This is a genomic window from Bacillus sp. SORGH_AS_0510, from assembly GCF_030818775.1.
GTDB lineage: Bacteria > Bacillota > Bacilli > Bacillales > Cytobacillaceae > Neobacillus.
Genome location: NZ_JAUTAU010000001.1, coordinates 207,891 through 232,596 on the forward strand (window position 1 = coordinate 207,891; position 24,706 = coordinate 232,596).

The following is a 24,706-nucleotide window of genomic DNA, read 5'->3' on the forward strand; positions in this document are numbered from 1 at the left end:
TCTATTACCTCCAAAAGTTTAATTAGTATTAGTCTATGATTTCTACGAATTCAGCGCCAAAAAGTTTCTTCGCCTCAGAAATATGAGGTTCTTCTTCCTTACTTTTAGTTTCGCTGTCTTCTCCTTCATCGCCATGCTGGCTATTCAAGAAACTTTCACGGATCGGCCCCCACTGCTCTTCAGGAACTCCTAAGAATATAAACCTTTTTCCGGTTAATTTCTGAAGGGTAGCAGCTACCGCCTCTTGGAAGTCCCTTCGATCCATTGCCATCTGACAAATCATCTCATGCTTAAATTTTATAATTATGGCATCTGCCGAAGCAGCAACTGGCTCGGCGTCATTTAACAAGGCTGCATGCGATTTGATTAAGTTTGATCGCATTTCACCCCAATTACCTTTAATCTGATTTAAATCATTTTTAGTAGCAATCTTTAACACTTCATTGATTCTTCCAACTGCAGGCTGGAATCCTTTTCTCGATGCCCTCTGTGCCACCTTTTGCTGTTGAGGTGGAGCATCTTGCTGTGACACTGCGATCCCGCTTGACTTCAATTGCTGTAACTCATTTTCGAGTTGTTCAATTCGTGACAACAAATGATCGACATTTGCCGGCTGTGTAGCTTCTCTTTCTATACCTTCCATTTGACATAGCTTCACAATGGCTACTTCAAGAAAGATTCTCGGATGGTTTGTCCAGCGCATTTCTTGTTGTGTTTTATTCAAGAAATCAATGTACTCGTAAATTTGCCCGGTAGGAACAACCTCTGCCATCTGGCGAAATTCATCATCTAGCATCACTCGTTCAAGTGACTCTTCCAGGTTAGGTGCAGTTTTATAAAGCAGCATGTCTCGATAGAAAAGAATGAAATCTTCAATGAACCGTGTTGGATCCTTCCCATGGAATAAGAGCTCTTCTAATGCCTCTAAACCGCTTGCTACATCCTTGTCTAGGAAAGACTTACTTAATTTATTCAGAAATCCTTGAGATACTGAACCGGTTACGGTTAAAGCATCTTCCACTGTTACCCGATCCTGACTATAGGATATCGCTTGGTCTAACAGGCTTAAGGCATCACGCATTCCACCCTCGGCAGCGCGGGCAATCATTTTTAGTGCATCCTCATCGCAATTTATTCCTGTTTCGTCCACAATCAATTTCATTCGCTTTACAATCGAATGGGCTGTAATGCGTCTAAAATCAAATCGCTGACACCTAGAGATAATCGTTAATGGGATTTTATGAGGTTCTGTTGTAGCTAAGATAAAAATTACATGCTTGGGTGGTTCTTCTAGTGTTTTCAATAAGGCATTAAAAGCACTAATCGAAAGCATATGTACCTCATCAATGATGTAAACCTTATAGTTCACTGCAGTCGGTGCAAATTTGACCTTTTCCAATACATCTCTCATTTCTTCTACACGAGAGTTGGATGCAGCATCAAATTCTAACACATCTGGAATGGTTCCATTGGTAATTCCACGGCACGCCGCACATTCATTGCATGGTTCAGCTACAGGCGCACGTTCACAATTGATAGCTTTTGCTAAGATTTTAGCAGCACTCGTTTTCCCTGTTCCTCTTGGGCCAGAAAAAAGATAGGCATGAGAAATCTTTTGTTGAAGTAGGGCGTTTTGCAATGTCTGCGTCACATGTTCTTGTCCTACTACATCAATAAATGCCTGCGGACGCCAAACACGATATAAAGCTTGATAAGCCAACTGACACCGCCCCCTTCGAAATAATTCATCCTAACCATTATAACGTATCCATTTTCATTTTTTCAAAGTGTATTCATAAGAGTTCACAAAAAAACTCATCTCCATTCTGAGATGAGTTAATTTATAAATAATATGTAACTGCCGTGCACCTTCCTTCGACTGACGCCCATAAGCGTTACTTAAGCAGTTAGCTCGGCCCAGGCTGCCCTGCGGCACATGAGAGAGTCCACTTAATGCTGCTTCCTTCCGGACCTGACATGGTTCATGGATTCCCATTGCGCAGGACCCAGGCGTCAACACCACTTACTTAAGGCAGACCCTACAGACAATCAGCCTCAGGAAGGGATTCAGTCCCGCTAGAGCGGATTGCGGGTACAGGGCACCGCTACCTCCCCACCTAGCACGGCAAAGTTGATAACTAAGTTTTGTGCGTCGTATCTGACGCCTTTCTAATATACAATCAATCCAGAGAAAAATCAATAAATATCCTCTGTAAGTTATTGTAAATATTTATTCAAGCTCTTTCTTTCGTTGTTTCTCAAGTTTTTTTCTTTCTCTAATTCCCCGAAAAAAGTCCGAAAGCAGCTGGCCGCATTCCGCTTCTAATACACCTCGGCTTATCTCACTTTGATGATTAAAGCGTGCATCCTGTAAAAGATTCATGAGTGTGCCTGCACACCCTCCCTTTGGATCACTCGCACCATAAACCACTCTTTTCACTCTTGATAAAATAATTGCTCCCGAGCACATTGGACATGGTTCAAGAGTCACATACAAGGTGGCATCCTCTAATCGCCAGGAGCCTATTTCCCGACATGCCTGCTCAATCGCGAGAAGTTCTGCATGTGCTACAGCGCTCTGTTCCCTTTCCCGTAAATTATGTGCCCGGGAAATAATCTTGTCTCCTACGACAATAACCGCCCCGATTGGCACCTCATTTAGTTCTTCCGCCTTTTGTGCTTCCTTTATCGCTTCTTTCATATAATGCTCATCTAGATTTCCATCAACCGTCATAGCAAACTCCTTCTTATGGATAAGTATTCTATTCTTACTCCAAAATAAAGGAAGGAGGAGAGAAGCAAATGGAGAATAATTATCCCGCACTGATTATTATTGATATGATAAACAATTTTGATTTTTCACATGGTCCCATTTTAGCCAAAAAAGCCCTGCAAATTGCTAAGCCCATCAAAGAATTAAAAAAACAATTTAATGAACATAATCTACCTGTCATCTTTATGAATGATCATTACAATTTGTGGCAGGCTGATTTTACTAAAATCATCGACCACTGCAGGAATGAATACAGCCAACCGATTTTTGACTGTCTGCTTCCTGAGGAACAAGATTATTTTTTAATAAAGCCAAAGCACTCCGCCTTTTACGAAACTTCCTTATCCATCTTGTTAGCACAGTTAAAGGTAAATTCCCTTATCCTAACAGGCATTGCCGGCAATATTTGCGTGTTATTTACTGCAAACGATGCCTATATGCGCGAGTATCAAATTTATGCCCCTTGTAATTGTATTACATCTGTCGATACACAGGATAATCACTTTGCTCTAACTATGATGAAGAATGTATTAAAGGCAAAGACCGAGCCTAGTCATCATGAAATTTATCAACATTATATCATTTATCCTTCCCTTCCCTCATAAAATAGTTGCAACGCATGTTTGATGGGAGGGATTAGGATGCAAATCCATGTAATAAGAAGGAACGAATCGTTAACCTCAATTGCTAGAGCATATCAAACCACTGTGAACGATATTGTGGAGGCAAATGAATTACCCAATCCTAATGATCTAGTGATTGGGCAATCTATCGTCATCCCAATTATCGGCCGCTTTTATTTCGTTCAGCCGGGTGATTCTTTATTCTCTATCGCCAGAAAAGTAGGAATCCCCTATCAAGAGCTTGCCTCTATTAATCGAATTAATGTGAATCAACCGCTTAATGTTGGCTTCCGCCTTTATATACCCCAAGGGAAAAAAAGAAACGCTGAGTTTAATGCCTATGTAGAGCCAAGAGGTACAACCGTTGCACCGGTATTAGAGAACAGTGCCCGTGAAGCAGCTCCTTACTTAACCTATCTAGCCCCTTTTAGTTTTCAAGCACGCCGGGACGGGACCTTAAAGGAACCTTTACTGAATAATTTCCCTGCCATCGCAAAAGCCAATCGGAACGTCCTAATGATGGTGATTAACAATCAAGAAAACGATCAATTTAGTGATGAACTCGGACGTATTCTTTTAAACGACATGGCTATTCAAGATAAATTTTTAAACAATATCGTTGCAACCGCTAAAAAATATGGATTTCGCGATATACACTTCGACTTTGAATTTTTGCGTCCAGCTGACCGGGAGGCTTACAATAATTTTTTACGAAAAGCAAAGCAACGTTTTAAGAGCGAAGGCTGGCTGATGTCTACAGCCCTTGCTCCGAAAACTAGTGCTACACAAAAAGGGAAATGGTATGAAGGACATGATTATAAGGCACACGGAGAGATATCTGACTTTGTCGTTATTATGACATATGAGTGGGGATATAGTGGAGGGCCTGCAATGGCTGTATCCCCGATTGATGCTGTAAGAAAGGTATTGGATTATGCAATTACTGAAATACCTTCAAATAAGATTCTTATGGGGCAAAATCTCTATGGCTATGATTGGACACTGCCCTTCGTTCAAGGATCGGTGGCAAAAGCAGTAAGCCCTCAGCAAGCCATTCAGCTTGCAGCTAAACATAATGTAGAGATTCAATATGACACTAAAGCCCAAGCACCTCATTTTAAATATAAAGACGAAGCAGGCAAAGAACATGAAGTTTGGTTTGAGGATGCCCGCAGCATCCAGGCTAAATTTGATTTAATTAAAGAATTAAATTTAAGAGGCATGAGTTATTGGAAGCTTGGCCTATCATTCCCGCAGAATTGGTTGTTAATCGTAGATAATTTCAATGTAACGAAACGGGGAACTTAATGAGGGTATTCCCATAGTCGAAAAATATTTTTTACAACAAAAACTGCCGTTATTCGGCAGTTTTTTCATATATCTGACATAAAACTACCTACTTCAAAATATTCCATATCCCTTCCTGTCGTAGATTGTGTTAAAATAACATTTGTGTCCATAAATAAGAAGACATAAATAGGATAAATGAACCAGTGGAAACTGGTTAAACATAGAAGTGCAGGCAGTTGGAGAAGGAGGACTTGCAATGGGGGATACACCCTTTATTACGGTTGAAGGGCCGATTGGTGTTGGGAAAACATCGCTCGCAAAAGCCATTTCAGAGCATTTTCAATTTGCGTTACTTAAAGAGATTGTGGATGAAAACCCATTTTTAGGGAAATTTTACGACAACATCGAGGAATGGAGTTTCCAGACGGAAATGTTTTTCCTCTGCAATCGCTTTAAGCAATTAGGGGACATCAATACCCATTACTTAAGTCAAAATCAATCTGTTGTTGCAGACTATCATATTTTTAAGAATTTGATTTTTGCACAAAGAACTTTAAATCCGGAAGAATACCAAAAGTATTATAAGATATATCAAATTCTTACCGAAGATATGCCAAAGCCAAATGTCATTATTTATTTAAATGCCAGCTTAGATACATTGTTAAAACGAATCAAGCTTAGAGGGCGCGAGGTTGAAAAAAATATTAGCCCATTATATTTAGAACAGCTCTCCATCGACTATGAAAATGCCATAGCGATTTTTGAAAAAGAACATCCAGAAATACCTGTTCTTCGCTTTAGCGGCGATGAGTTAGATTTCGTGCAAAACGAAAATGATCTAAACCATATTATTGAAAAATTAACCTTATCGTTAAAAACTTGCAGCTGGACAAACATATAGAATAGGGGGATGTTAGTGAGTATCGTTATAGGTGGTATGATTGGTCTAGGAAAAACCAGTGTGGCTGATACCTTAAATGCACACTTTAAAAATAAAGGAATTGAAAGTAAGGTGTTTTATGAATCGGTGGATGACAATCCGATTCTCCCTCTTTATTATGAGTTGACACCCGAAGAATTGGATGCACGAAGAATTCCATTCCTCTTACAATTATTTTTCTTAAACAAACGCTTTAAGACGGTCAAAGATTGTATCAACTGGAGTGAACCAATTTATACGATTCAAGATCGTTCAATTTATGAAGACTGGTATTTTGCATATGTAAATAAAAACTTAGGCAGAATTTCAAGCTTAGAGTTCAAGATTTATGAAGATCTGGTAGATAATATGTTAGAAGAACTGAAGGAGCTTCCTAAGAAGGCACCTGATTTAATGGTTTATTTAAAAGGTTCCTTCGATACGGTCATTGACCGGATTATGGCCCGCGGCAGAAGCTTTGAAATTAACCCTGAGCTGAAAGAGTATTATTTTGAAGTGTGGAAGGGTTATGATGAGTGGGTAATGAATCAGTATGACGCAAGTGAAGTCTTAGTGATTGACATGGACACAACGGATGTTGTGAAAAGTAAAGCAGATGCTGAAAGAGTATGTCGTGAAGTGGATGAAAAATTAAAAGCGATCCTTAATATAACAGAAGCACATATTGGGTAATCCAATGTGTGTTTTTTTTGTATAAGATGTGCTTTTTTCCCCTATAGCCACTAGTGGACTAGACTTGTTACCATTCTGCTTGTTTTCCTTTCTCTACGGGCACTAGTCCCCTCGACTACTTACCTTTCTGCTGTTTTTCTTCCTCTACGGGCACTAGTCCCTTAACCCATAGTAACAAAGACGACAAAGTTTATAAAAAAAAAGCTCGTTACAAGAATGTAACGAACTTTTATCTCCAGTATTTTATGCGCGATTGTTTATATGATGGCGGAGGAAGAGGGATTCGAACCCCCGCGCGGTTTAACCCGCCTGTCGGTTTTCAAGACCGATCCCTTCAGCCGGACTTGGGTATTCCTCCGTATCAACAAAAGATAATTTATCATACATCGAATATGAATGTCAACAAAGAAACAAAGAAATTCCGGATGAATAAAACATCCGGAATTTTTAGAAATTACATAGATTTAATTATATCACGATTGCCCATATATGGACGTAAAACCGTCGGTATGATGACACTGCCGTCCTCTTGCTGATAGTTCTCAAGGATGGCTGCGACCGTGCGGCCAATTGCAAGGCCAGATCCATTTAGTGTATGCACATGTTCCGGCTTCGCTTTCGGATCACGACGGAAGCGAATATTTGCTCGTCTCGCCTGAAAAGCTTCAAAGTTACTGCAAGAAGAAATCTCACGATATGTTCCATAGCTTGGAATCCAAACTTCAATATCATACTTCTTCGCAGCCGTAAAGCCGAGGTCACCCGTACACATGCTTAGCACACGGTATGGAAGCTCAAGTAATTGTAGAACACGTTCCGCATCATTCGTTAGCTTTTCAAGCTCTTCATAAGAGTCCTCTGGCTTCACGAACTTAACAAGTTCAACCTTATTGAATTGGTGCTGACGAATCAATCCTCTTGTATCACGTCCAGCAGAGCCTGCCTCAGAACGGAAGCATGCGCTATAGGCCGCAAAGCGGATTGGAAGCTCTTCCCCACTTAAAATCTCATCACGGTGATAGTTTGTGACAGGCACTTCTGCTGTTGGAATAAGGAAATAATCTTCGCTCTCGATTAAGAAGGCATCCTCTTCAAACTTTGGCAATTGTCCTGTTCCTGTCATACTTGTACGGTTTACTAAGTAAGGAGGCAGGATTTCTGTATAGCCATGTTCATCCACATGCAAATCAAGCATAAAGCTTATAAGTGCTCGCTCTAAACGTGCCCCTAATCCTTTGTAAAAAACAAAGCGGCTTCCCGTTACTTTGCCCGCACGTTCAAAATCAAGGATCCCTAACTGATCAGCAACGTCCCAGTGCGGCTTTGCTTCGAATTCAAAGTCACGGACCTGGCCCCATTTTCGGATTTCGATATTATCGTCTTCTGTTTCCCCTACAGGAACACTTTCATGAGGAATATTCGGGATGCTTAGAAGTAACATTTCTAATGTTTCTTCTACTCCGCGAAGCTCTTCATCAAGTGCTTTAATTTGATCGCCGACCTCACGCATTTCTTTAATTAAGTGGTCCGCATCCTGCTTTTCGCGTTTTAATGCGGCAACTTGCTGAGTAACCTCGTTTCGTTTGCTCTTAAGTTTTTCAGATTCTACGATCAGTTCGCGTCGCTTTTGGTCTAGTTCCTCGAATCGGCCAAGATCGGTTAGATCTTCTCCACGATTCTGAAGCTTTTCTTTTACTTCAGCAAAATTTGCTCTTAGGACTTTAATATCCAGCATGTTTGACACTCCTTTTAAAATATTTTTGACGGCTTCCGCTTGAATAGATAAGCTTAAGTTAAAAATTCCTGTTGATTTCCGCTCCAGGCACGAGCGGTTCGTGGGTGTTTCGGCGAGCCTCCTCGGCGCAAGCGCCTGCGGAGTCTCCCCTGAACCATACTCCCACAGGAGTCTTCGTGCCTTCCGCTCCAATTACATCGTGCCAAATCAACAAAAGCTCCAACCTATTTTAAAAACAAAAAACTCCCGTCCCTAATAAACAGGGACGAGAGTTAACCCGCGATACCACCCTGGTTGACAGCATGCGCTATCCACCTCGAAGAAAATGTAACGGTTTTAACCGAAAGTACTTACTTACCACATGATGTAGTGTTCCATACCTTGCTCGAGGAGGGATTCACAAGCTTCATTCACCGGTTTTCACCAGCCACCGGCTCTCTACTAGAATGAGTTTCCTGTTACTAGTTCCTCTCATTGCTTTTAACAATATGATTAATTTGTATTTATACGTTACTATAATTATTTACGAAATGCAACCAAATTATGCCTATATTCGTTGCTTTTGTTTCGCTTCTTTTACCATCTCAACGAAGTATGCGGTCATGCGGTGATCATCTGTTAACTCTGGATGGAAGGAGCATCCTAGAAATTGCCCGTCCCGTGCGGCCACAATGCGGTCATTATGCTTACACAAAATCTCCACATCTTCTCCCGCTTCAACGATGTGCGGCGCACGAATGAACACGGCTGGGAAACTCTCTGCTACATCCTTAATAGAAAGGTCTGCTTCAAAGCTGTCCACTTGACGGCCAAATGAGTTGCGTTCTACCTGAATGTCCATCACTCCGATATGAGGCTCATCATAACCCACAAGTTGCTTTGCTAAAAGAATCAGTCCAGCGCATGTCCCAAACACAGGCTTTCCACTACGAGCAAATTCCTTTAAATCACCCATGAAATCATATTTGTCAATCAAGCGGCGCATTGCTGTGCTTTCTCCACCAGGAAGGATCAAGCCATCTAGGTCTTGTAACTCGTCCTTACGCTTCACAGCTACTGCCTCTACACCGCAGGCCTCAAGTGACCGAATATGTTCACGAACCGCTCCTTGCAGGGCGAGAACACCGATCTTAATCATCGATTACCATCCTCTTTCTTGCATGCGTGATTCTGGTGCTAGGGAGGAAATTTCAATTCCCTTCATTGGTGTTCCAAGATCCTTTGAAAGTTCCGCAATTAACTTATAGTCTTGGTAGTGAGTAGTTGCTTCAACAATCGCTCTAGCAAATTTTGCAGGGTTTTCTGATTTAAAGATACCAGAGCCTACAAACACTCCGTCTGCACCTAACTGCATCATAAGGGCAGCATCTGCAGGAGTGGCTACACCGCCAGCTGCAAAGTTAACTACTGGAAGACGTCCAAGACGCTTAATTTCAAGAAGCAATTCAAATGGAGCCCCTAAAAGCTTCGCTTCTGTCATTAGTTCATCTTCATTCATTCCAACGACTTTACGAACCTGTGCATTCACCTTACGGATATGACGAACGGCTTCAACAATATTTCCTGTTCCCGGCTCACCTTTGGTACGAAGCATAGAAGCTCCTTCACCAATACGGCGTGCAGCCTCACCCAGGTCACGACAACCGCAAACAAATGGAACAGTAAAATCACTCTTATATAAATGGTACTCTTCATCAGCTGGTGTTAAGACTTCACTTTCGTCAATATAGTCAACACCCATTGCTTCAAGCACTCTTGCTTCTACAATATGACCAATTCTTGCCTTAGCCATTACAGGGATTGAAACAGCATTAAGTACCTCTTCAACTATTCTAGGGTCAGCCATTCTTGCTACGCCACCAGCTGCACGGATATCTGAAGGCACCCGCTCTAATGCCATTACTGCCACTGCGCCTGCTTCTTCAGCAATTTTTGCCTGTTCAGCATTCACAACATCCATGATTACGCCGCCCTTTTGCATTTCAGCCATACCGCGTTTTACGAGTTCTGTACCTGTTTTCATTTTAAAAATCCCCCTTTTAGTAAAAATATTATGAAAAATCTCTTTACGCTCTAGGAAAATTCCCCTTTAACTAATCGGAATTATCTTTTTCCATAAAATCATTAAAGCAACAAAAAAGGATTCCTGTCAAGACAAGAATCCTTCTTATGAGATCTAAAATCCCACAATAATTATTTAATTAAAACCAACCTTTTACAGTAGAAGAAATCCCGTCCCATACATTTCCAAAGAAGTTGCCGATGCCGCGCATCATGAGAACAAACCAATTGGCTTTTTCAACATCTTGCCCAGCTATGACATCTACTTTGACTTTCTTTTGTCCTTCTTCTGTTAAGAATGAAACCTTTTCACCGTTTTTAGGTTTAATGGTTACATACCCTACGGTTTCACCCTTTTTAACAGGTGCAGTAATTTCACCCTTACTGTTTACTTTTTTCTTATCCAAGACAAGAACTGGTTTGTAGTTATTCTTTTCACCATTCAGAACAACCATTTTAATAGCTGACTTCGTATAAATTTTTACTTGGTCTTCCTTCCCCTTTGTAACAGGAAGTGTTTTGTGACCTTTTACTTGGTAATGCTTAGGAACGATCTGTTCCGTTGTATAATTACTAAAAGCATAATCCATCATTTTTCTTGTTTCTTCAAAACGCGCCTTATATCCGCCCTGGCCGCTGGCATCCTTGGCATTTTGTACAACTGTGATAAATCGTTTCCCATCACGGCTCGCCGTACCTGTGAAGCAATACCCAGCAAAATCAGTTGTTCCAGTCTTAAGCCCGTCCATTCCTTTATATCCATAATCAAGTGTTGGAAGCATCCAGTTCCAGTTAATCATATTAATCTGGTCATCTGTTCCTTCACGGAAGACTTTCTTAGGCGTACTTGCTGTTTTTAACACGTCTGGGAAATCATTAATTAAATGGAAGGCCAGTTTAGCAACAGCACGAGAGGACATTACGTTTTCTTCTTCTGCCCCTGTACCTTCTGGTTGTTCTCCCTTATAATCTCGGTTATTTAAACCTGTCGAGTTAACAAATTTATAATCCTTTAAACCTAGCGCTTTTGCTTTTTCATTCATTTTCTTAACAAAGTTTGTTTCAGAGCCACCAATAATTTCTGCAATGGCAATAGTAGCTGCATTAGCTGAGTAAATAGCCATAGCCTCATATAGCTCTCTTACCGTGTAAGTACCATCTGCGCGTAACGGAACATTAGATAGGTCACGACGTTGTGAAATTTTGTATACAAGGTCAGAGACATGGTACTCCTGATCCCACTTTACTTTACCCTTTTTTACTGAATCAAGTAGGATATACTCCGTCATCATCTTCGTCATGCTGGCAATCCCTAGTACATTATCAGCATTTTTTTCATATAAAACTTTACCTGTCTCAGCATCAACTAGTATTGCACCATCGGCATTAATATTTAATGCTGCTTCTGCCTTAGCTTGGTTTACACCAGCAAATAAACTAAAAAACAGAATCATTGCCAGTGCACTGGCAACAAATTTTTGATAAAAATGTTTGTTCACTGTAACGCCCTCCAACGATTTTATACACTTTGGTTATTTTAACATAACTAGCTGGCAAATCATAGACAGAGCATTGAACCATTCTTTTTCCAATTCTGCTATTTTTCTAGGAATATTTACACTAAGAAAAGCGCAAGCGTCTTGGTCAGCCCCGACAGGCAAATGTTCTTCGGCAAAAAAAGTCCGCCTTTTGACTTTTATTGCCGAAGGTTATTTGACCCGAGCTGTAACAATCATCGCTTTATCAAGCCATGATTGTTACAAGATACTCAAGGTAGAATATTCAGGACGAAAACTGGCTAGGCACTGGAGCTGGACAATTCTCGAAGTCGAGTTTTATACATTCTTATATTGTAAAAAAAAACAGAGAAGGCTGGCTTCTCTGTTTTAGATTAATTATAGGGAATAGTTTGGTGCTTCCTTTGTAATTTGTACATCATGAGGGTGACTTTCTCTTAACCCCGCACCTGTCATCTTCACAAATTGTGCTTTTGTTCTTAGGGATTCCAGGTCCTTTGTTCCGCAATACCCCATACCAGATCTAAGACCACCAATAAGCTGGTAAATCGTTTCGGACAATGGCCCTTTATAAGGAATTCTTCCTTCAATTCCTTCAGGAACAAATTTCTTATTATCCTCTTGGAAATATCGGTCCTTAGACCCCTTTTCCATAGCAGCTACAGAGCCCATACCACGATATACCTTAAAGCGGCGTCCTTGGAAGATTTCTGTTTCACCAGGACTTTCTGATACCCCTGCTAATAGACTGCCTAGCATAACAGCATGTCCGCCTGCAGCCAATGCCTTTACAATATCCCCAGAGTATTTAATCCCGCCATCGGCAATAATCGTCTTTCCATGCTTCATGGCTTCAGTTGCACAATCGTATATCGCGGTAATTTGTGGAACACCTACACCGGCTACAACCCTCGTTGTACAAATCGATCCAGGTCCGATACCTACTTTAACAACATCTGCCCCTGCTTCAAACAGATCCTTTGTCGCTTCCGCTGTAGCCACATTTCCTGCGATAATCGTCAGTTGTGGGTATGCTGTTCTAATTTCCTTTACTGTGTCGAGAACACCCTTTGAATGACCGTGAGCTGTATCCACCACTATGACATCCACGTTTGCCTTTACAAGCATATCTACACGCTTCATTGTATCACTAGTTACCCCAACAGCTGCCCCTGCTAATAGACGTCCTTGCTTATCTTTAGCAGAGTGTGGGAATTCAATGACCTTTTCAATATCTTTAATCGTTATTAACCCTTTTAACACGCCTTCTTCATTTACGAGTGGAAGTTTCTCTATTTTGTAACGCTGAAGAATCATTTCCGCCTCTTTCAATGTGGTTCCAACTGGTGCTGTAACAAGATTTTCTCTTGTCATAACATCAGCAATCTTAAAAGAATAATCCTGGTCTTGGATAAAGCGTAAATCTCTATTTGTAATAATACCAATTAGTTTTTGCTCCTCCAGGTTATTTACAATCGGTACCCCAGAGATTCTATATTTCCCCATTAGGTGTTCTGCATCATATACCTGATGTTCTGGCGTTAGGAAAAATGGATCGGTTATGACGCCACTTTCAGATCTTTTTACCTTTTCTACCTGTTCTGCCTGTTGTTCAATGGTCATGTTTTTATGGATAATACCTAAACCGCCTTGGCGCGCCATAGAAATCGCCATTTCTGATTCCGTTACTGTATCCATTCCCGCACTTATAATTGGGATATTGAGCTTTACACTTGGCGATAATTCCACTTTAAGACTTACATCTCTTGGTAATACTTCTGATTTGCCCGGAATTAATAATACATCATCAAACGTTAAACCTTCTTTTACAAATTTACTTTCCCACATTTTAACGGCCTCCAGGATAAAAAATTTTATTTGTAGGTTATCAATTGGACAAAATACTGTCAAGGAATAAATATTAGTTTGATTCTTCTGAAAAAGGTGGTACAGACTTGAATATTGAATATAAAGGGTGGAAAAGCTACTCTAGCTTTTTTTCAGCCGAATATTGCCAGCGTTATTTAAAGAGCAGCTATCAAAGGCATCGAATAGATCTTCCAGAACAAAAAAGCTATGAAAACGGGTACGCCTTTCTTTATTATCTTGAGCATGGAAAAATTTATTATGAGCAGGCTGAAAAATCTCCGCTTATTTTAAAGCCTATTTTATTATTTTATGGACTTGTCCATTTAATAAAGGCCTGTATCTTAACAACAGATCCTTCCTATCCTGAAACAACGGCCGTCTTAGCCCATGGAGTATCGACGAGGAAAAGGAAAAAGCAAAATTACCTCTTTTTCCAAGATGAAGTGAAACTACAAAAAAATGGACTTTTCCCCTTCATGTCTGAAAAATTGTTTCACATGAAACAATTAGAAGGGGAGAAAGTCGTAATGGAGGAATTATTACAGCTTATACCGGAGTTAGATGAATTATTCTACTTACTTTTGGGAAAAAGGACATTTGTCCAGTTAGCCGAAGATGACGGTCGTTTAATTATACCAGAAGGCATCTTGGACTCTTATCATATGACTGAAGGTAGATTGAAGGAATTTCTCCTGTCTAAATTTGAACACCCCATTGAATTTGCTAGTGAGGGGCTTTCTTTTTCAATGAGTTCAACAAAGGGCTACTCACCTCTAAAAGTAAATCTAGAAAATCAATGTTATGTTCTCCCGTTAAATAAAAGCGGTTTGTATCACTTTCCTGAGCTGCTAGTTCATTATTTACTGCTCTACAATTTAAGTATGATTGCCCGCTATGAAACGGAATGGTGGAGTGAATTAACGAAAATGATGCCTAATCAGGATTATCCATTTATCCAATCCTTTTTGGAGGTCACCCTGCAAAAAGGACCGTTTTTAATTTACCAGTACCTAATGAAAACGTAAAAAAAGACAACCCAATACAGGTTGTCTTTTCATTTGCCTGGCAACGTCCTACTCTCACAGGGACTTTCGTCCCAACTACCATCGGCGCTGAGAAGCTTAACTTCCGTGTTCGGTATGGGAACGGGTGTGACCTTCTCGCCATTGCTACCAGGCTATTTAATTGAGAGTTCGTTCCCTCAAAACTAGATAATGTAGAAGAAAGTTCAATAAACATTTGAGTTCGCTTTAAAACTTGGTTAAGTCCTCGAACGATTAGTATCAGTCAGCTCCACATGTTACCACGCTTCCACCTCTGACCTATCAACCTGATCATCTTTCAGGGTTCTTACTAGCTTGACGCTATGGGAAATCTCATCTTGAGGGGGGCTTCATGCTTAGATGCTTTCAGCACTTATCCCGTCCGCACATAGCTACCCAGCGATGCCTTTGGCAAGACAACTGGTACACCAGCGGTGCGTCCATCCCGGTCCTCTCGTACTAAGGACAGCTCCTCTCAAATTTCCTGCGCCCACGACGGATAGGGACCGAACTGTCTCACGACGTTCTGAACCCAGCTCGCGTACCGCTTTAATGGGCGAACAGCCCAACCCTTGGGACCGACTACAGCCCCAGGATGCGATGAGCCGACATCGAGGTGCCAAACCTCCCCGTCGATGTGGACTCTTGGGGGAGATAAGCCTGTTATCCCCGGGGTAGCTTTTATCCGTTGAGCGATGGCCCTTCCATGCGGAACCACCGGATCACTAAGCCCGACTTTCGTCCCTGCTCGACTTGTAGGTCTCGCAGTCAAGCTCCCTTGTGCCTTTACACTCTACGAATGATTTCCAACCATTCTGAGGGAACCTTTGGGCGCCTCCGTTACTCTTTAGGAGGCGACCGCCCCAGTCAAACTGCCCACCTGACACTGTCTCCCACCCCGATAAGGGGTGCGGGTTAGAATTTCAATACAGCCAGGGTAGTATCCCACCGACGCCTCCACCGAAGCTAGCGCTCCGGCTTCTACGGCTCCTACCTATCCTGTACAAGCTGTACCAAAATTCAATATCAGGCTACAGTAAAGCTCCACGGGGTCTTTCCGTCCTGTCGCGGGTAACCTGCATCTTCACAGGTACTATAATTTCACCGAGTCTCTCGTTGAGACAGTGCCCAGATCGTTACGCCTTTCGTGCGGGTCGGAACTTACCCGACAAGGAATTTCGCTACCTTAGGACCGTTATAGTTACGGCCGCCGTTTACTGGGGCTTCGATTCAGAGCTTCGCTTGCGCTAACCCCTCCTCTTAACCTTCCAGCACCGGGCAGGCGTCAGCCCCTATACTTCGCCTTGCGGCTTCGCAGAGACCTGTGTTTTTGCTAAACAGTCGCCTGGGCCTATTCACTGCGGCTCTTCGAGGCTATTCACCTCAAAAAGCACCCCTTCTCCCGAAGTTACGGGGTCATTTTGCCGAGTTCCTTAACGAGAGTTCTCTCGCTCACCTTAGGATTCTCTCCTCGCCTACCTGTGTCGGTTTGCGGTACGGGCACCTTTTATCTCGCTAGAGGCTTTTCTTGGCAGTGTGGAATCAGGAACTTCGGTACTAAATTTCCCTCGCTATCACAGCTCAGCCTTTACGGAAAGCGGATTTTCCTACTTTCCAGCCTAACTGCTTAGACGCGCATATCCAACAGCGCGCTTACCCTATCCTCCTGCGTCCCCCCATCACTCAAACGATAAAGAGGTGGTACAGGAATATCAACCTGTTGTCCATCGCCTACGCCTTTCGGCCTCGGCTTAGGTCCCGACTAACCCTGAGCGGACGAGCCTTCCTCAGGAAACCTTAGGCATACGGTGGATGAGATTCTCACTCATCTTTCGCTACTCATACCGGCATTCTCACTTCTAAGCGCTCCACCAGTCCTTACGGTCTAGCTTCAACGCCCTTAGAACGCTCTCCTACCACTGACATCTACGATGTCAATCCACAGCTTCGGTGTTACGTTTAGCCCCGGTACATTTTCGGCGCAGAGTCACTCGACCAGTGAGCTATTACGCACTCTTTAAATGGTGGCTGCTTCTAAGCCAACATCCTGGTTGTCTAAGCAACTCCACATCCTTTTCCACTTAACGTAAACTTTGGGACCTTAGCTGGTGGTCTGGGCTGTTTCCCTTTTGACTACGGATCTTATCACTCGCAGTCTGACTCCCACGGATAAGTCTTTGGCATTCGGAGTTTGTCTGAATTCGGTAACCCGATGAGGGCCCCTAGTCCAAACAGTGCTCTACCTCCAAGACTCTAACAACGTGAGGCTAGCCCTAAAGCTATTTCGGAGAGAACCAGCTATCTCCAAGTTCGATTGGAATTTCTCCGCTACCCACACCTCATCCCCGCACTTTTCAACGTGCGTGGGTTCGGGCCTCCATCCAGTGTTACCTGGACTTCACCCTGGACATGGGTAGATCACCTGGTTTCGGGTCTACGACCACATACTCATTCGCCCTATTCAGACTCGCTTTCGCTGCGGCTCCGTCTCTTCAACTTAACCTTGCATGGGATCGTAACTCGCCGGTTCATTCTACAAAAGGCACGCTATCACCCATTAACGGGCTCTAACTACTTGTAGGCACACGGTTTCAGGAACTATTTCACTCCCCTTCCGGGGTGCTTTTCACCTTTCCCTCACGGTACTGGTTCACTATCGGTCACTAGGGAGTATTTAGCCTTGGGAGATGGTCCTCCCTGCTTCCGACCGGATTTCACGTGTCCGGCCGTACTCAGGATCCACTCAGGAGGGAACGAAGTTTCGACTACAGGGTTTTTACCTTCTCTGACGGGCCTTTCCAGGCCGCTTCATCTACCCCGTTCCTTTGTAACTCCATGTAGAGTGTCCTACAACCCCAAGAGGCAAGCCTCTTGGTTTGGGCTATGTCCCGTTTCGCTCGCCGCTACTCAGGGAATCGCGTTTGCTTTCTCTTCCTCCGGGTACTTAGATGTTTCAGTTCCCCGGGTATGCCTTCAATACCCTATGTATTCAGGTAAAGATACTGTTCCATTACGAACAGTGGGTTTCCCCATTCGGAAATCTCTGGATCAAAGCTTACTTACAGCTCCCCAAAGCATATCGGTGTTAGTCCCGTCCTTCATCGGCTCCTAGTGCCAAGGCATTCACCGTGCGCCCTTTCTAACTTAACCTAAAAGGTTTATTACTCTATATATAATAGAGAGAAAACTAAAATGGCGATTACTCGATGTTTCTTGACTTTCTTCTTTACGATTATCTAGTTTTCAAAGAACGAGGCTACTGATTTCAATCACAACGTGATTAAACTTCAGAGCTTTACATCATGCTGCCTTGCGACGAGCTGAGGGATTACTTCCTCGAACTACTGCGGCGCAGGAGCAATGCAAGTTATATGAACGTTTAATCCAATGTTAATGAATTAAACTAAGTGGAGCTTAGCGGGATCGAACCGCTGACCTCCTGCGTGCAAGGCAGGCGCTCTCCCAGCTGAGCTAAAGCCCCGTAGAAGGAAAGTGGGCCTAAATGGACTCGAACCATCGACCTCACGCTTATCAGGCGTGCGCTCTAACCAGCTGAGCTATAGGCCCCCACTACGAAAATATGAATGAGAATTTGCACTCTCAAAACTAAACAAACAGAAAACAATCAAACAAACATGTTTTGTCTGGCTCATAGGTCCAGCTTATATCCTTAGAAAGGAGGTGATCCAGCCGCACCTTCCGATACGGCTACCTTGTTACGACTTCACCCCAATCATCTGTCCCACCTTAGGCGGCTGGCTCCTTACGGTTACCCCACCGACTTCGGGTGTTACAAACTCTCGTGGTGTGACGGGCGGTGTGTACAAGGCCCGGGAACGTATTCACCGCGGCATGCTGATCCGCGATTACTAGCGATTCCGGCTTCATGTAGGCGAGTTGCAGCCTACAATCCGAACTGAGAATGGTTTTATGGGATTGGCTAAACCTCGCGGTCTTGCAGCCCTTTGTACCATCCATTGTAGCACGTGTGTAGCCCAGGTCATAAGGGGCATGATGATTTGACGTCATCCCCACCTTCCTCCGGTTTGTCACCGGCAGTCACCTTAGAGTGCCCAACTGAATGCTGGCAACTAAGATCAAGGGTTGCGCTCGTTGCGGGACTTAACCCAACATCTCACGACACGAGCTGACGACAACCATGCACCACCTGTCACTCTGTCCCCCGAAGGGGAAAGTCCTATCTCTAGGAGTGTCAGAGGATGTCAAGACCTGGTAAGGTTCTTCGCGTTGCTTCGAATTAAACCACATGCTCCACCGCTTGTGCGGGCCCCCGTCAATTCCTTTGAGTTTCAGCCTTGCGGCCGTACTCCCCAGGCGGAGTGCTTAATGCGTTAGCTGCAGCACTAAGGGGCGGAAACCCCCTAACACTTAGCACTCATCGTTTACGGCGTGGACTACCAGGGTATCTAATCCTGTTTGCTCCCCACGCTTTCGCGCCTCAGCGTCAGTTACAGACCAGAAAGCCGCCTTCGCCACTGGTGTTCCTCCACATCTCTACGCATTTCACCGCTACACGTGGAATTCCGCTTTCCTCTTCTGCACTCAAGTCCCCCAGTTTCCAATGACCCTCCACGGTTGAGCCGTGGGCTTTCACATCAGACTTAAAGGACCGCCTGCGCGCGCTTTACGCCCAATAATTCCGGACAACGCTTGCCACCTACGTATTACCGCGGCTGCTGGCACGTAGTTAGCCGTGGCTTTCTGGTTAGGTACCGTCAAGGTACCGGCAGTTACTCCGGTACTTGTTCTTCCCTAACAACAGAGCTTTACGACCCGAAGGCCTTCATCGCTCACGCGGCGTTGCTCCATCAGACTTTCGTCCATTGTGGAAGATTCCCTACTGCTGCCTCCCGTAGGAGTCTGGGCCGTGTCTCAGTCCCAGTGTGGCCGATCACCCTCTCAGGTCGGCTACGCATCGTCGCCTTGGTGAGCCGTTACCTCACCAACTAGCTAATGCGCCGCGGGCCCATCTGTAAGTGTCAGCCGAAACCGACTTTCAGCTTTCCCTCATGTGAGGAAAAGGATTATCCGGTATTAGCACCGGTTTCCCGGTGTTATCCCAGTCTTACAGGCAGGTTGCCCACGTGTTACTCACCCGTCCGCCGCTAACCACCGAAGTGATTCGCTCGACTTGCATGTATTAGGCACGCCGCCAGCGTTCGTCCTGAGCCAGGATCAAACTCTCCAAGAAAGTTGATTAGCTCATTTTGTTACGTTGGCTTAGTTTCATAGGAAACTAAATATTATTGTTTGTTGACGTTTTTGTTTGTTTAGTTTTCAAAGAACAAATTTCTTAATCGCTTGTATGTCTCGTAAGCGACTCAATAAATATATCATGCACCAAAATTAAAGTCAACACTTTTTCTTTTCTAAAAAATAAAAAAAGAAAAAAGGCCAACTCACATGAGTTAGCCCTTGCCATAATCTAATTATTCTTCACTGTCAGGAGTATTTACTTCCTGTGTTTCCTCGGCACTGTTGTCTTCAATGTCATCAATGTTTGCTTCTTGCGATGCCTCTTCTTTCTCTACTTTAGCTACTGTCGCAACAAACTCGTTTTCGCTTTCTTTCATACTAATAAGTTTGACACCTTGCGTGCTACGGCCCATTTTAGAAATTCCTGCTACATCAATTCTGATCAGTACCCCGCCAGTTGTAATTAACATAAGATCTTCTTCACCTGTCACTGCTCTCATTGAAACCAGCGGACCGTTTTTATCGGTCACTTGGCAAGTCTTAATCCCTTTACCGCCTCTTCCCTGGACGCGATATTCTGATGCAGGAGTGCGTTTACCATAACCATTCTTGGTTACAATAAGAACATCATTGTTCTCTTCTAACACTTCCATTCCAACCACTTCATCGTCGGAATCAAGGGTGATTCCCTTTACTCCTGTTGCTGTTCTTCCCATGGACCTTACATCCGTTTCAGGGAAGTGGATTAACATACCTTTTTTCGTTCCAATAATCATATGTTTATTTCCATCAGTCAGACGAGCTGAAATTAGTTCGTCCCCTTCACGCAAGCTTAACGCAATAAGTCCATTGTTTCGGATATTTGCAAATGATGTTAACGGAGAACGTTTAGAAACACCCTCTTTTGTTGTAAAGAATAGGAACCAATCATCCACAAATTCTTCAACAGGGATAATTGCATTTACCCACTCACCTTTTTCAATTCCAAGAAGGTTGATGATTGGAATTCCTTTAGCTGTACGGCTATATTCTGGAATCTCGTATCCTTTAGAACGATATACCTTCCCTTTGTTGGTAAAGAAAAGGATGGTATCATGCGTAGATGTGGTGATTAAATGTTCAACGAAATCATCTTCATTTGTTCCCATGCCTTGAATTCCTCGGCCGCCACGTCTTTGGGCGCGGTATGTAGAAACCGGAAGACGTTTAATATAGCCATTATGAGTTAATGAGATGACAATATTTTCACGAGGAATTAAGTCCTCATCTTCAATGTTCTCAATTCCGCCAGTTACAATTTCTGTACGACGTGTATCATTGAAACGCTCTTTAATTTCAGTTAATTCCTCACGGATAATCTCAAGCACCTTTTCTTCATCAGCTAAAATAGCCTTTAATTCTGCAATTAACTTCATTAAGTTTTGGTACTCTTCTTCAATCTTTTCTCTTTCTAATCCTGTTAAGCGTTGTAGACGCATATCAAGGATCGCTTGCGCCTGCTTTTCAGAGAGATTGAATGTAGTCATTAATCCTTCTCTCGCAATATCTGTTGTTTGTGAACTGCGAATTAAACTAATAACCGCATCAAGATTGTCCAAAGCAATTCTTAAACCATCTAAAATATGGGCCCGTGCTTCTGCTTTTCGCAATTCAAATTCAGTTCTTCTACGAATGACTACTCTTTGATGATCTAGATAGTGAACTAAGCATTGCTTTAGGCTCAATACCTTCGGCTGTCCACCAACAAGTGCTAAAGTGTTAATACCGAAGCTGGTTTGAAGTGCCGTTTGTTTATATAAGTTATTTAAAAGGACATTTGCATTAGCGTCTTTACGAACTTCAATAACGATTCGCATTCCTCTACGGTCAGATTCATCTCGCAAATCGGTGATGCCTTCAATTTTTTTATCACGAGCTAATTCCGCAATTTTTTCGATTAACTTTGCCTTATTTACCTGATATGGCAGCTCATTTACAATGATAACTTCCTTACCGTTAGACTTTTGTTCAATTTCTACTTTTGCTCGGATTGTTATGGAGCCTCTGCCCGTTTCGTAAGCCTTACGAATACCACTTCGACCAAGAATTATTCCGCCAGTTGGGAAATCAGGACCAGGAATAATCTCCATTAATTCCTGCGTAGTAATTTCTGGGTCATGACTGAGTGCTAACACTCCATCAATTACCTCTCCAAGCTGATGCGGTGGTATATTTGTAGCCATACCAACAGCAATACCTGTCGTTCCGTTAACCAATAAATTTGGGAATCTTGCTGGTAAAACAACCGGCTCTTTTTCTTCACCGTCATAGTTATCTTGATAATCAATGGTGTCTTTGTTTATATCTCTTAATAATTCCATTGATATTTTGGACATTCTTGATTCTGTATAACGCATTGCTGCTGCTGCGTCCCCGTCTACAGAACCGAAGTTTCCATGCCCATCAACGAGCATATATCGATAGTTGAAATCCTGTGCCATACGTACCATTGTTTCATAAACGGCAGAATCACCATGGGGGTGATACTTACCGATTACATCCCCAACAATACGTGCGGATTTTTTATATGGTTTGTCCGAATGCATACCTAAATCATGCATTGCATAAAGAATACGGCGATGAACAGGTTTTAACCCATCACGAACATCTGGAAGGGCACGAGAAACAATAACACTCATCGCATAATCAAGGAAAGAAGATTTCATCTCCTGACTAATATTAATCTCTTTTATTTGAGAACTTGGTGTTTCAGCCATAATTGGTACCTCCTATTGGATCACCCTAAGGTCTATGTAAAAGATAGGCTCTGTTAAACTTTCCTATTGATTTCCGCTCCAGGCACGAGCGGTTCGTGGGTGTTTCGGTGAGCCTCCTCGGCGAAACGCGCCTGCGGGGTCTCACCTGAACCTTACTCCCACAGGAGTCTTTGTGCCTTCCGCTCCAATCAATAGAGTGTAAAAATCAACACTGTTCTTTAACATAGCCAAAAGAAAAAGGAGGATAGTGGTCAAACCTCTACCCCTTAGTCTATATCTAGTTATATATCCAGATTTTTTACATACTGTGCATTTGCTTCTATGAAGTTACGGCGAGGTTCTACTTTATCGCCCATTAACATTTCAAACGTCTCGTCAGCTTCTATTGCATCTTCTAAGCTCACCTGCAGCATGGTTCTAGTAGATGGATCCATCGTTGTTTCCCATAATTGTTCAGGATTCATCTCTCCCAAACCTTTGTATCGTTGAATATTTGGTTTTGGTGTTGCAGGTAACTCAGCAAAAATCTTATCTAGTTCTTTGTCATTGTATGCGTACTCTATCCGCTTTCCTTGTTGAACCTTATAGAGCGGCGGCTGCGCAATATAGATATAGCCTGCTTCTAGTATTTTTCTCATATAACGATAGAAGAAGGTCAAAATAAGTGTCCGAATATGAGCTCCATCGACGTCAGCATCTGTCATTATAACGACTTTATGATAACGAGCTTTTGAAATATCGAAATCCTCACCAATACCGGTACCGATTGCAGTAATCATTGCTCTTACTTCGTTGTTAGATAAAATTTTATCAAGACGTGCTTTTTCAACATTCAGGATTTTACCTCTTAGCGGTAGAATGGCTTGGAAGTGTCGATCCCGTCCTTGCTTCGCTGAACCTCCCGCAGAGTCACCCTCAACGATGTATAATTCACTCTCTGAAGGATCTTTGGAAGAACAATCTGCAAGCTTACCTGGTAGACTTGATACTTCTAAAGCACTCTTACGGCGTGTTAATTCCCTAGCTTTCTTCGCTGCCAGTCTTGCACGCGCAGCCATCAAGCCTTTCTCAACAATTTTCTTCGCTACTGTTGGATTTTCTAGCAAGAATTTTTCGAAGTGGCCGGCAAAGATTGTGTCTGTAATAGCTCTAACTTCTGAGTTTCCAAGCTTAGTCTTTGTTTGTCCCTCAAATTGCGGGTCAGGATGTTTGATTGACACAATGGCTGTTAATCCTTCACGAACATCTTCCCCTGAAAGGTTTGTGTCACTTTCTTTAATAAGGCCATTTTTTCTAGCATAATCATTAATCACTCTTGTTAAGGCTGTTTTAAAGCCTGATTCATGCGTTCCACCTTCATAGGTGTGGATATTATTTGCGAAAGAGTAAATGTTATCAGTGTAGCCTTCGTTATACTGTAGTGCGACTTCTACGCTAATGCCGTCACGTTCTCCGCCGATGTAAATCGGCTCTTCATGAATGACTTCCTTCGTGCGGTTTAAATGCTCTACATAGGATTTAATTCCGCCTTCGTAGTAGTATTCATTATGTTTATTTTCAACGCGTTTATCTTCAATTGTGATCTTAATTCCCTTGTTCAGGAAGGCTAATTCACGAAGACGAGTTGCGAGTATGTCATACTCATATACTAGTGTTTCAGTGAATATTTCCCCATCCGGTTTAAAGTGTGTAGTAGTGCCCGTTCTATCGGTTGTTCCAATTACCTCTAACTCTTGAACAACTGCACCACGCTCGAATTTAATCGAGTGAATTTTACCGTCACGATGGACATAGACCTCTAGATCTGTAGAAAGAGCATTAACAACAGAGGCTCCTACACCATGTAGACCACCAGAGACCTTATATCCGCCTCCGCCAAATTTCCCACCGGCGTGAAGGACGGTCATAATTACCTCTACTGCAGGTCTACCCATCTTTTCTTGGATATCAACCGGGATTCCACGGCCATTATCCATAACAGTAATACTGTTATCTTCTTCTATTACGACATTAATTTCATCACAGTAACCAGCGAGTGCTTCGTCAATACTGTTATCGACAATTTCCCATACAAGGTGATGAAGACCCTTGCCACTAGTTGAGCCAATATACATCCCCGGTCTTTTTCTAACCGCTTCAAGGCCCTCAAGGACTTGTATTTGATCTGCACCGTATGATTGTTCCTGTACTGCATTTTGTTCGATAGTCAT

14 protein-coding genes, 3 tRNA genes, 3 rRNA genes, 1 other RNA gene and 1 other annotated feature are annotated in these 24,706 nt (G+C 42.8%); of the genes, 5 read left to right on the plus strand and 16 right to left on the minus strand.

The window, feature by feature from the left end:
* Positions 1-28 precede the first annotated feature (28 nt).
* From dnaX to tadA, 3 genes are all read right to left on the minus strand, one after another.
* The gene (dnaX, locus tag QE429_RS01190; RefSeq protein ID WP_307283037.1) at positions 29-1,720 is read right to left on the minus strand and encodes a DNA polymerase III subunit gamma/tau; all 1,692 of its coding nucleotides are present in this window, start codon (positions 1,718-1,720) and stop codon (positions 29-31) included.
* A gap of 141 nt (positions 1,721-1,861) precedes the next feature.
* Positions 1,862-2,126, minus strand: an RNA gene (gene ffs, locus QE429_RS01195) — signal recognition particle sRNA large type.
* Between the two features lie 104 nt (positions 2,127-2,230).
* Positions 2,231-2,734: a tRNA adenosine(34) deaminase TadA gene (gene tadA / locus QE429_RS01200; RefSeq protein ID WP_307283039.1), complete on the minus strand. Its 504-nt coding sequence runs from the start codon at positions 2,732-2,734 to the stop codon at positions 2,231-2,233.
* A 68-nt stretch (positions 2,735-2,802) separates the two neighbouring features.
* Between tadA and QE429_RS01205 the strand changes: the two genes are divergently transcribed.
* From QE429_RS01205 to QE429_RS01220, 4 genes are all read left to right on the plus strand, one after another.
* Positions 2,803-3,378, plus strand: coding sequence for a cysteine hydrolase family protein (locus tag QE429_RS01205; protein WP_307283041.1), 576 nt, complete (start codon positions 2,803-2,805; stop codon positions 3,376-3,378).
* Between the two features lie 36 nt (positions 3,379-3,414).
* On the plus strand, positions 3,415-4,704 hold the full coding sequence (locus QE429_RS01210; RefSeq protein ID WP_307283044.1) for a glycoside hydrolase family 18 protein: 1,290 nt from the start codon (positions 3,415-3,417) through the stop codon (positions 4,702-4,704).
* Positions 4,705-4,942: 238 nt separating this feature from the next.
* Complete coding sequence (locus tag QE429_RS01215; RefSeq protein WP_307283047.1) at positions 4,943-5,587, plus strand: deoxynucleoside kinase; 645 nt, start codon at positions 4,943-4,945, stop codon at positions 5,585-5,587.
* Between the two features lie 15 nt (positions 5,588-5,602).
* Complete coding sequence (locus QE429_RS01220; RefSeq protein ID WP_373463168.1) at positions 5,603-6,298, plus strand: deoxynucleoside kinase; 696 nt, start codon at positions 5,603-5,605, stop codon at positions 6,296-6,298.
* Between the two features lie 265 nt (positions 6,299-6,563).
* Here the strand turns inward: QE429_RS01220 and QE429_RS01225 are convergent.
* The 6 genes from QE429_RS01225 to guaB all read right to left on the minus strand — a co-directional run bounded on the left by QE429_RS01225 (position 6,564) and on the right by guaB (position 13,459).
* A tRNA-Ser gene (locus QE429_RS01225) sits at positions 6,564-6,656 on the minus strand.
* A gap of 96 nt (positions 6,657-6,752) precedes the next feature.
* Positions 6,753-8,033 carry a serine--tRNA ligase gene (gene serS / locus QE429_RS01230; protein WP_307283051.1) on the minus strand — a complete coding sequence of 427 codons (1,281 nt, stop codon included), beginning with the start codon at positions 8,031-8,033 and terminating at the stop codon, positions 6,753-6,755.
* A gap of 258 nt (positions 8,034-8,291) precedes the next feature.
* Positions 8,292-8,517: a binding site (T-box leader), on the minus strand.
* A 63-nt stretch (positions 8,518-8,580) separates the two neighbouring features.
* The gene (gene pdxT, locus QE429_RS01235) at positions 8,581-9,171 is read right to left on the minus strand and encodes a pyridoxal 5'-phosphate synthase glutaminase subunit PdxT (RefSeq protein ID WP_307283054.1); all 591 of its coding nucleotides are present in this window, start codon (positions 9,169-9,171) and stop codon (positions 8,581-8,583) included.
* Positions 9,172-9,174: 3 nt separating this feature from the next.
* Positions 9,175-10,056: a pyridoxal 5'-phosphate synthase lyase subunit PdxS gene (gene pdxS / locus QE429_RS01240; RefSeq protein ID WP_307283056.1), complete on the minus strand. Its 882-nt coding sequence runs from the start codon at positions 10,054-10,056 to the stop codon at positions 9,175-9,177.
* A 178-nt stretch (positions 10,057-10,234) separates the two neighbouring features.
* Complete coding sequence (locus tag QE429_RS01245; protein WP_307290703.1) at positions 10,235-11,548, minus strand: D-alanyl-D-alanine carboxypeptidase family protein; 1,314 nt, start codon at positions 11,546-11,548, stop codon at positions 10,235-10,237.
* 441 nt (positions 11,549-11,989) lie between these two features.
* Positions 11,990-13,459, minus strand: a complete 1,470-nt coding sequence (gene guaB, locus QE429_RS01250) for an IMP dehydrogenase (protein ID WP_307283060.1) — start codon at positions 13,457-13,459, stop codon at positions 11,990-11,992.
* A gap of 107 nt (positions 13,460-13,566) precedes the next feature.
* Here guaB and QE429_RS01255 point away from each other — a divergent pair, with 107 nt between their 5' ends.
* Positions 13,567-14,505: a YaaC family protein gene (locus tag QE429_RS01255; RefSeq protein ID WP_307283062.1), complete on the plus strand. Its 939-nt coding sequence runs from the start codon at positions 13,567-13,569 to the stop codon at positions 14,503-14,505.
* A gap of 35 nt (positions 14,506-14,540) precedes the next feature.
* On the opposite strand, the gene rrf is transcribed toward QE429_RS01255, so the two are convergent.
* The 7 genes from rrf to gyrB form a co-directional block, all read right to left on the minus strand.
* A 5S ribosomal RNA gene (gene rrf / locus QE429_RS01260) occupies positions 14,541-14,657 on the minus strand.
* A gap of 80 nt (positions 14,658-14,737) precedes the next feature.
* Positions 14,738-17,673: ribosomal RNA gene (locus QE429_RS01265) — 23S ribosomal RNA — on the minus strand.
* A 258-nt stretch (positions 17,674-17,931) separates the two neighbouring features.
* Positions 17,932-18,004, minus strand: a tRNA-Ala gene (locus QE429_RS01270).
* A 12-nt stretch (positions 18,005-18,016) separates the two neighbouring features.
* Positions 18,017-18,090 (minus strand) — tRNA-Ile (locus QE429_RS01275).
* Positions 18,091-18,197: 107 nt separating this feature from the next.
* Positions 18,198-19,735, minus strand: a 16S ribosomal RNA gene (locus QE429_RS01280).
* The 16S, 23S and 5S rRNA genes sit together here with 2 tRNA genes alongside, the layout of an rRNA operon.
* A gap of 238 nt (positions 19,736-19,973) precedes the next feature.
* Positions 19,974-22,496, minus strand: a complete 2,523-nt coding sequence (gene gyrA, locus QE429_RS01285; RefSeq protein WP_307283065.1) for a DNA gyrase subunit A — start codon at positions 22,494-22,496, stop codon at positions 19,974-19,976.
* Positions 22,497-22,777: 281 nt separating this feature from the next.
* Positions 22,778-24,706: a DNA topoisomerase (ATP-hydrolyzing) subunit B gene (gyrB, locus tag QE429_RS01290; RefSeq protein ID WP_373463169.1), complete on the minus strand. Its 1,929-nt coding sequence runs from the start codon at positions 24,704-24,706 to the stop codon at positions 22,778-22,780.